The sequence below is a fragment of the Thiobacillus thioparus DSM 505 genome (genome assembly GCF_000373385.1).
In the GTDB taxonomy this organism is placed as follows: domain Bacteria; phylum Pseudomonadota; class Gammaproteobacteria; order Burkholderiales; family Thiobacillaceae; genus Thiobacillus; species Thiobacillus thioparus.
On record NZ_KB891316.1, the window covers coordinates 1,093,785 to 1,101,984 of the forward strand.

Genomic DNA, 8,200 nt, shown 5'->3' on the forward strand with positions numbered 1-8,200 from the left:
CCGCTTTCTCCCTTTGATTACATCGCTTCCACGCTGTACGTCACGGACATCGTATGCGTTTCGCCTGGCGCCACGGTGACGACGTTGTCCATCGCATTGGCCGATTCGACGCACACCATTTCGCGCCAGCCGGTACCGGACTTGCCGCGGCCCATGTCGCCCATCTTCTCGGCTTTCTCGGTCCACGGCGTCCACACGATGGTCGACTGCGAACCGGTCTTCGCCACGCGGATGCGGCGATTGAGGCCCGCGTCCACGATCACGCAATCAGCCGGCGTGTTGACGTACACCCGGTCGACTTCGCCGTCGAAGCCAATGGCCCCGCCCTGTTTCCGGGTGGCAAAGTTGCCGACCTTGTCGTGATAGGTCGCGCCTTCCAGTCCGACGACCTTGACCGCGCCGATATCGCTGATGTGGAAGTAGGTGTGCAGCGCTTCGCCGATCTGGATCGGCGCAGTCCCCGTATTGGTGGTGGCCAGATGCATCTCCAGCTTGTCGCTGACGATGACCGTCAGCGACAGCCGCGTGGCATGCGGCCATTGCGCGCGGGTTTGTTCGTTGTCCGCCAGTTGCAGGGTGATCTCGGTCTTGGCGTCGTTGCGCTTGCGGCTGCCGGTCACGGTCCACGGAACCGTGCGCGCGAAGCCATGCGCGGGGAACGAGGCCTCGCTGGCGTGCGCGCCGAACCACGGCCAGCACACCGGCGCGCCGCCACGGATGGATTTGCCCGACGCGAACCTGGCGGCGTCGGACACCCACACCACCGGCTCGTGCTGCGACTTGGGACGGTAGCTCACCACGTGCGCACCCTGCAGGCAGATCGTCGCGCGGCCGCCGTGGTTGTCGATGTCGGCGTACGTGAGACCACCGGCACCGATGCGGAAGCTCAGCTGGCCGGGAATGGCGAAACGCGCCAGCGGATCGGCATGCATCTGCGCCTCGGTCGGGTGTTCGACCAGGCTGACGTCGCGCACCGCGCCGAAGGCGGCCGAGGTCGCCATTGCCGCATAGGCGCGCAGCGCAGGCGAGACCTCGCGCGCACGATTGACCGGCTTCCAGGCCTGCGCACCCTTGGCGTCCATCGCGGCGCGGCGGCGTTCGAGTTCGGCATCGCTCACGGCGACCTGGATCGTGCGATGGGGAATGTCGATTTCGATGCGGTCGCCCTCTTCCACCAGGCCGATGGTGCCGCCCTCGGCCGCTTCCGGCGAGGCATGGCCGATGCTCAATCCCGAGGTGCCGCCGGAGAAACGGCCGTCGGTGATGAGCGCGCAGACCTTGCCGAGGCCCTTGGATTTCAGGTATGAGGTCGGGTACAGCATTTCCTGCATGCCGGGACCGCCGCGCGGGCCCTCATAGCGGATCACGACGACGTCGCCAGGCTTGATGTGGTCGCCCAGGATCGCATCGACCGCGGCATCCTGCGACTCGAACACACGTGCCGGGCCGGAGAATTTGAGGATGTGCTCGTCGACGCCAGCGGTCTTGACGATGCAGCCGTCCAGCGCGAGGTTGCCGTACAGCACGGCCAGCCCGCCGTCCTTCGAGTAGGCATGCTCGAGGTCGTGGATGCAGCCGTTCACGCGGTCGTCGTCGAGCCTGGCGAAGCGCCGGTCCTGCGAGAACGCGGTCTGCGTCGGCACGCCGCCAGGCGCGGCGCGGAAGTAATCCTTGACGTCCTTGTCGCTGGTGCGGCGGATGTCGTAGACATCGATCTGCTCGCCGAGCGATTTCATCAGCACGGTCGGCACCTCGCGATGCACCAGCCCGCCGCGTTCGAGTTCGCCAAGGATCGCCATCACGCCGCCGGCGCGGTGCACGTCTTCCATGTGGTAAGTCTGGATCGACGGCGCCACCTTCGACAGGTGCGGCACGCGGCGGCTCATGCGGTCGATGTCCTTCATCGTGAAATCGACGCCGGCCTCGTGCGCGGCCGCCAGCAGGTGCAGCACGGTGTTGGTCGAGCCGCCCATGGCGATATCCAGCGCGATGGCGTTCTCGAAGGCGTCGAAGCTGGCGATCGCGCGCGGCAGCACGGTGGTGTCGCCGTCGTCGTAGTAGCGCCGCGCGTTCTTCACGATCAGGCGGCCGGCGGCGAGGAACAAATTCCTGCGGTCGGCGTGGGTCGCCAGCAGCGAGCCGTTGCCCGGCAGGCTCAAGCCCAGCGCCTCGGTCAGGCAGTTCATCGAGTTGGCGGTGAACATGCCCGAGCACGAACCGCAGGTCGGGCAGGCCGAGCGTTCGAGCTGGTTCACCTTCTCGTCGCTGAAGCTGGCGTCGGCCGCCGACACCATGGCGTCGACCAGGTCGAGCTTGATGGTCTTGGATTCCCACACCACCTTGCCCGCCTCCATCGGCCCGCCGGAAACGAACACCGTCGGGATGTTGAGCCGCAGCGCGGCGTTCAGCATGCCGGGGGTGATCTTGTCGCAATTGGAGATGCACACCAGCGCGTCGGCGCAGTGCGCGTTGACCATGTATTCGACCGAGTCGGCGATGAGGTCGCGGCTCGGCAGCGAATACAGCATGCCGCCGTGGCCCATGGCGATGCCGTCGTCGACCGCGATGGTGTTGAATTCCTTGGCCACGCCGCCCGCCGCCTCGATCTCGCGCGCCACCAGCTGGCCCATGTCCTTCAGGTGCACGTGGCCCGGCACGAACTGGGTGAACGAGTTGGCGATCGCGATGATCGGCTTGTTGAAGTCGCCATCCTTCATGCCGGTGGCGCGCCACAATGCGCGCGCGCCCGCCATGTTGCGGCCACGGGTGGTTGTCCAGGAACGATAGTCAGGCATGTTGGTCACTCAGGCAATCTATAATCAGCCAGCCATTTTACCCGCGCTTTGACCTCCCCGAATCCCACTTTCTGAATCCCGACCCCGACCCATGCTCGTCCATCCCCAATTCGACCCCGTCGCCCTGCAGCTTGGGCCGCTCGCCATCCACTGGTACGGCCTCATGTACCTCGTCGCCTTCGTCCAGGTGATCCTGCTCGGGCGCTGGTGCATCGCGCACCGGCCGTGGACGAAATGGACGCAGCAGATGCTCGACGACGTGCTGTTCTACGGCGTGCTCGGGGTCATCCTCGGCGGCCGGCTCGGCTACGTGCTGTTCTACAAGCCGGCCGAATACCTCGCCCACCCGCTCGACATCTTCAAGGTATGGGAAGGCGGCATGAGCTTTCATGGCGGCTTCCTCGGCGTCATCATCGCGATGGCGCTGTTCTCGCACCGCCACAAGCTGCGCTGGCTCGCCGTCACCGACTTCATCGCCCCGCTGGTCCCGCTCGGGCTCGCCGCCGGCCGGCTCGGCAACTTCATCAACGGCGAACTGTGGGGACGCGCCACCACCCTGCCCTGGGCCATGATCTTCCCGCAGGCAGGCGACGGCATCCCGCGCCACCCATCCCAGCTCTACGAATTTGCCGGCGAAGGCCTGCTGCTGTTCGCCATCCTGTGGCTCTATTCGCGCAAGCCGCGTCCGGTCGGCGCCGTCTCCGGCGTGTTCCTGATCGGCTACGGCAGCCTGCGCTTCCTCGCCGAATTCGCCCGCGAACCCGACAGCTTCCTCGGCCTGCTGGGGCTGGGGCTTTCCATGGGGCAATGGCTCTCCATGCCGATGATCGTCGCCGGCCTCATCATGCTGCGCTGGTCGCTGCGCCGCGCATGATCCTCCGCCTCTGGAAAGGGTGCGGCTGGCTCGGCGTCGCCGCCGCCCTGGTGCTGTCGCTGACACCGCCCGTGATCAACGAAAGCGGCCACACCGACAAGATCGTGCACCTGTCCGGTTATGCCGTGCTGATGTTCTGGTGGGCGCAGATCGTCGTCCAGCGGCGCTGGCGGCTCGCCGTGGCCGTCGTGCTGTTCGGCGGCGCCATCGAACTGCTGCAAGGCCTCACCCCGGATCGCGACCCCGACGTGCTCGACGCGCTGGCCAACACCGGCGGCGTCCTGCTCGGCTGGTTCGCCGCCCGCCTGCTCCCCAACCTGCCGGACACCCTTGGAAAGCTCTTCCGGCCCCGCTAGAAACGAGGCTATAATCCGCCGCACTGGGGACGTAGCTCAGCTGGGAGAGCGTCGCGTTCGCAATGCGAAGGTCGGGAGTTCGATCCTCCTCGTCTCCACCATTTCAATATCCAACAACGTCCGAACTGGTTGTCTCGGAGACCATAACCTTGCCAATTGTGGGCCTAGCCAGTCCAACGACGGCACACCCAGCTCAGTCTGCTTCAACGACCAACAAGGGTAGTTCGCGTCAACAACGGCGACCGACTCCTCATCGGCCTAAGCAGCCGGTCAGGCTGACCGTTCCATATGTCCGGTGTTCGGCGTTTACCCGTCAAAGCACCATTCAACGTAGAACTAACCGGCGCTGCGCGGCTTTATCGCGCAGCGTCCAGCGACCGAAGGGAGCGAGGTTGAGCGCCATGTTATGCGTCTCGCGCCACCGAAAGTACGAATTCTGTTTTCGCACGTGTATACGCCTCTCTATCGGTGCTGTGTTGGACCGCAAGCTCGGTCTTGAGAAGTGAGTAGCGATTTGCGAGTTCTGGATCGGAGCGCAACACATCGCGGAAGTGCAAACGTTGGCGCCATTCGGTACCACCGAGGACGACAACGTGAAGGTGATGCGTACGCCGCCCGTTGGCCCAGCGCATGAACCAGCGCCGGTCTGTGAGCGTTGCGTTGAACTCTGCCGATGTGGTGTAGCTTGACCTGAGGAGCGGTTCGACAAGTGACTCCGCCACAGCCATTGATTCAACGCCGGCCAGAATGTCGATGATTGGCTTGGCAGACATGCCTGGGATGGCGGTGCTTCCGAAGTGCTGGATATCGAGAAGTAGCAACGGAAACAGCGAGAAGAGGCGTTCACGCTCAGCGAGGAAAAGAAACGGCCACTCAGGGTTGTACGGGCACAGCGCCACGTCCTCGTGTATCGCTCGCTCCAGAGATTCATCTTCCCTCACTGCACAGCCTCAAGACGCATAACGTAGAGCTAACCGGCTCGCCAAAGCGCAGCTTTGGCGAGTCCAGCGACCGAAGGGAGCGAGGTTGAGCGCCGGGTTATGCGTTTTCATTCGTCTAGGAGCCTTTGGTCAAACCATACATCTTCGTGCCCTGGGGCAAGAAGAACACGCCAGCCAGGTGGTAGCGCTAAATACGGAACAATTTTTGGACAATGCTGTGCGAGGTGCGCGACATGTAGTGGTTGGTAAAAATCATCAGCGGTTGAATACTCCCCACCGTAGATATACCAGCCACACGTTCCGTTTTCCTGCCTATGACGTAATGCGTTCAGCGGCAGTAGATTTAAGGTTCCAAGGGCTATGCCTACTTTCAAATTTGGCTCAGCCGGCATGGCCGGAGTGGCGAACCGTGCACACACGGCTATTTGTTCAGGCGAAGCAATCATCGTGACGCATAACGTTTAAGGTAAGGGGCCGTCTGGAGGCGGCACGCCGGAAGACGGTCCCGCTTGACCCACGGGTTAGGCATTGGGCGTGGTTTTCTTTTCATCATCGGTAGTGACTCCCATAGACTTAAGCCACTCATCCGCGAGAGGGCTACCCGTCAGAAGCGCCGACCCAATACGGTTAATGTAAGAACCTTCTGCGGTACGTTGTTCTGCCAAGTCCTCAATGCCTCCGGGGAACCGAAGTTTGAAATTTACTCTCGCAAGTTGGAGAGAAAAATCAGCCAAATCATCTGCCGTGAAGTGAACAGAAATAATTTCTTTTTTTCGAATGCGCACAGAAGTAATTTTAGAAAGTTCCGCTTTAGACCATTGCCACATACCGTGAACCAAAGCGTCACGGTAATCTTTCAGCTTGAGAATTTTTTCGTACTGTTGCTCTAGAACCTTCCTGCGCTCATCCTCAGCTTTGGGAGCAACGCGCACTTTCCACAGATCTAATATTTCAGTGAACTGCAAGTTGTTCATCGCCCTGGGCAAGGCAATCTCCTCGCCCTCAAAGGTCATCAAGGTTTGCACAAAAATCTCGTGTTCGAGTGCGCCCCATTGAGCAATGGTCTTCCCAATTAGAAATGTTTCCCTTTCGGACAGTTCATCGTCCCATAGGTAAAAGTCGTCGTCGCTCACAAGATATGCCTAACGTAGAGCTAACCGGCGGCGCTTTAGCGCCGTCCAGCGACCGGAGGGAGCGGGGTTGAGCGCCATGTTAGGGATGGATTCTGTCCTATGAAGTGAGCCTTACCTTGCTGAAACAATAATGCTTTGAATTACAGGCAACGCAAAAATGAGCGCGAATAACAAAGCGAGTTTTCCTTGAGATGGTGTTGGTCTGTTAGGTGTGAACCGCCTACCGATATAAGAGCCCACATACCCAAGGGAAAAATGAACCAGTGAAAAGGCAATAAGGAACGGACCAGCTAATGACGCTGACGCGACCAATTGGTGCGTTGCGCCCATGTTGCTTTGCAAAAGTGTGGCTAACACATATACGGCTGCTGCTAATGCACCACCAAGCCAAAGTGACTTTTTTGAAAAGTAGCCCACCAAAATTCCAAGGGTGATGGCAGCAACATACAAATATGATGATTGGCTCATGATGTCCCTAACGTAGAGCTAACCGGCGGCGCTTTAGCGCCGTCCAGCGACCGGAGAGAGCGAGGTTGAGCGCCATGTTAGGAGTCGGCATTAGCACTACCCAGCTTTGATTTCCACTGCGTAAGTGGAAGAAAGAAGAAGCCGAGTATCGTTCCTATTGGAAACGCAATGAGCAATAGAACGCCGACAACGACCGAGATCTTGCGTGAGATTTCAGATTTTACTTTGCTGCCCCAGGCTAAGCCTAAGTGAAACATCGACGGGATGACACTCATGATTGGAATACCAATTTTTCCTGATGCGGTTAAATCTGACCACCCGAAAAGCATAAGAGAACCAAACAATACGGCGTAAGCGATAGCTAGCCCTATATGAAATCGACTGAGTTTCAAGTGATTTGGTTTGATCGGCTCGGCGGGAGACATGTGACTCCTAACGTAGAGCTAACCGGCGCTGCGCCGCTTTATGGCGCAGCGTCCAGCGACCGAAGGGAGCGAGGTTGAGCGCCGGGTTGGGCCAATTACTCGGCAATTGATGCATTAGTAATCCCTTTGTCTTGACTGATAGTGTAGGTGACATAATTTTCACAGCCCGACCTACAGTTACCACCTCCGTTGTAGAGAATACCGATTTTATTTTTACCAAGGCAGGTTACGTTCTCTATGCCGTAGATTCTAGGTTGAGGATTTTTAGCAGAGCCTTCGTCGCGCAAAATACGCGTGGATTTTGGAAAGCTTTGAATCAGGGATGGAATAGAAAACTTCTTGCCACTGTTAGTCGTAAGATCCGCTTTTTCACTTTGGATTGGTGAAACGGTTGGGCAAGTATCTTCAATCTCGCAACGCATGCCAGTTGTATGAACCACGGCGGCTGGGCATTTATAGGTATTTTCATAAGGCACGATTTGTAAATCTTCAGCAAGGGCACCAGCAAAAGTGCATGTCAAAATCAATGTCAAAAAGTATCTCATCGTGTTAAGGCCCAATGCGTACTGCCATAACCGGCGTGCAAAAGCAGAGCGAAACGGCGCTTTTGCACGTCCGGGTTGATGGCGTTGTTAGCCAGCCGTTTCTCCAATGAAAATCACGGAAGCTGGTTTCTGGGTCTTTGGGTGGGTCGGCTCACGTACTTCACATAGCTGAAAACCACTATCAACGAACAATTTTATCCAGCTCTCCAAGGTCCTAAAATACCACGGCGCCGGGTTAGAGAAATTGCTACTGAACCCGGCCCATGAACCTTCGCGCCACCCATCCCGGTATGGCAAGTCACCGCACGCCATCACTGGGTGAAGGGTTTGTACGACAAATGTGCCATGTGAATTTAGCAGGGATGGAACAGCCTCAAATACTCCCTCAACCGATTCTTTTCCGAGTAACGCGAAGTTACAGACAACGACATCAACCAAAACTTTGAGTTTCCCAGCAGCAATCTCTTCGTAAGACAGNATGCGAAAATCTCCGCCACCGGCGCGCCNGGCTTCTTCAACAAGTTTTTGTACAACATCGATACCTACAGCATGCATATCTCTGGCGGCAAGTTCACGAACAAGCCATCCTTCGCCACAGCCAATATCAAGGACGGAGCGTGGTAGACGGCTGAGAACGGCATCAATGATGGCTTGATCCGTAAT

10 protein-coding genes and 1 tRNA gene are annotated in these 8,200 nt (G+C 58.8%); 3 read left to right on the plus strand and 8 right to left on the minus strand.

Annotation, left to right across the window (positions count from 1 at the left end):
* Positions 1-17 precede the first annotated feature (17 nt).
* On the minus strand, positions 18-2,795 hold the full coding sequence (ilvD, locus tag B058_RS0105580; RefSeq protein ID WP_018507498.1) for a dihydroxy-acid dehydratase: 2,778 nt from the start codon (positions 2,793-2,795) through the stop codon (positions 18-20).
* A 91-nt stretch (positions 2,796-2,886) separates the two neighbouring features.
* On the opposite strand from ilvD, the gene lgt reads away from it, so the two are divergent.
* From lgt to B058_RS0105595, 3 genes are all read left to right on the plus strand, one after another.
* Positions 2,887-3,669 (plus strand): prolipoprotein diacylglyceryl transferase, encoded by a 783-nt coding sequence (lgt, locus tag B058_RS0105585; protein ID WP_018507499.1) that lies wholly within the window; start codon positions 2,887-2,889, stop codon positions 3,667-3,669.
* Entirely contained in the window at positions 3,603-4,025 is a 423-nt protein-coding gene (locus tag B058_RS0105590) for a VanZ family protein (RefSeq protein WP_245539251.1), read from the plus strand. The genes lgt and B058_RS0105590 overlap by 67 nt, the downstream gene beginning before the upstream one ends.
* A 25-nt stretch (positions 4,026-4,050) precedes the next feature.
* A tRNA-Ala gene (locus B058_RS0105595) sits at positions 4,051-4,126 on the plus strand.
* 303 nt (positions 4,127-4,429) lie between these two features.
* On the opposite strand, the gene B058_RS0105600 is transcribed toward B058_RS0105595, so the two are convergent.
* From B058_RS0105600 to B058_RS17460, 7 genes are all read right to left on the minus strand, one after another.
* Positions 4,430-4,966 (minus strand): GrpB family protein, encoded by a 537-nt coding sequence (locus tag B058_RS0105600; RefSeq protein ID WP_018507501.1) that lies wholly within the window; start codon positions 4,964-4,966, stop codon positions 4,430-4,432.
* A gap of 107 nt (positions 4,967-5,073) precedes the next feature.
* Complete coding sequence (locus B058_RS18505) at positions 5,074-5,412, minus strand: immunity protein Imm33 domain-containing protein (RefSeq protein WP_081616727.1); 339 nt, start codon at positions 5,410-5,412, stop codon at positions 5,074-5,076.
* A gap of 75 nt (positions 5,413-5,487) precedes the next feature.
* Positions 5,488-6,099: a hypothetical protein gene (locus tag B058_RS0105605; RefSeq protein WP_018507502.1), complete on the minus strand. Its 612-nt coding sequence runs from the start codon at positions 6,097-6,099 to the stop codon at positions 5,488-5,490.
* A gap of 111 nt (positions 6,100-6,210) precedes the next feature.
* Positions 6,211-6,567 (minus strand): hypothetical protein, encoded by a 357-nt coding sequence (locus B058_RS17795; RefSeq protein WP_157265515.1) that lies wholly within the window; start codon positions 6,565-6,567, stop codon positions 6,211-6,213.
* A 77-nt stretch (positions 6,568-6,644) separates the two neighbouring features.
* Positions 6,645-6,992, minus strand: a complete 348-nt coding sequence (locus B058_RS17800) for a hypothetical protein (RefSeq protein WP_157265517.1) — start codon at positions 6,990-6,992, stop codon at positions 6,645-6,647.
* Between the two features lie 95 nt (positions 6,993-7,087).
* Complete coding sequence (locus B058_RS17805) at positions 7,088-7,525, minus strand: hypothetical protein (RefSeq protein ID WP_157265519.1); 438 nt, start codon at positions 7,523-7,525, stop codon at positions 7,088-7,090.
* Between the two features lie 99 nt (positions 7,526-7,624).
* Positions 7,625-8,200, minus strand: coding sequence for a class I SAM-dependent methyltransferase (locus B058_RS17460; protein WP_081616728.1), 576 nt, complete (start codon positions 8,198-8,200; stop codon positions 7,625-7,627).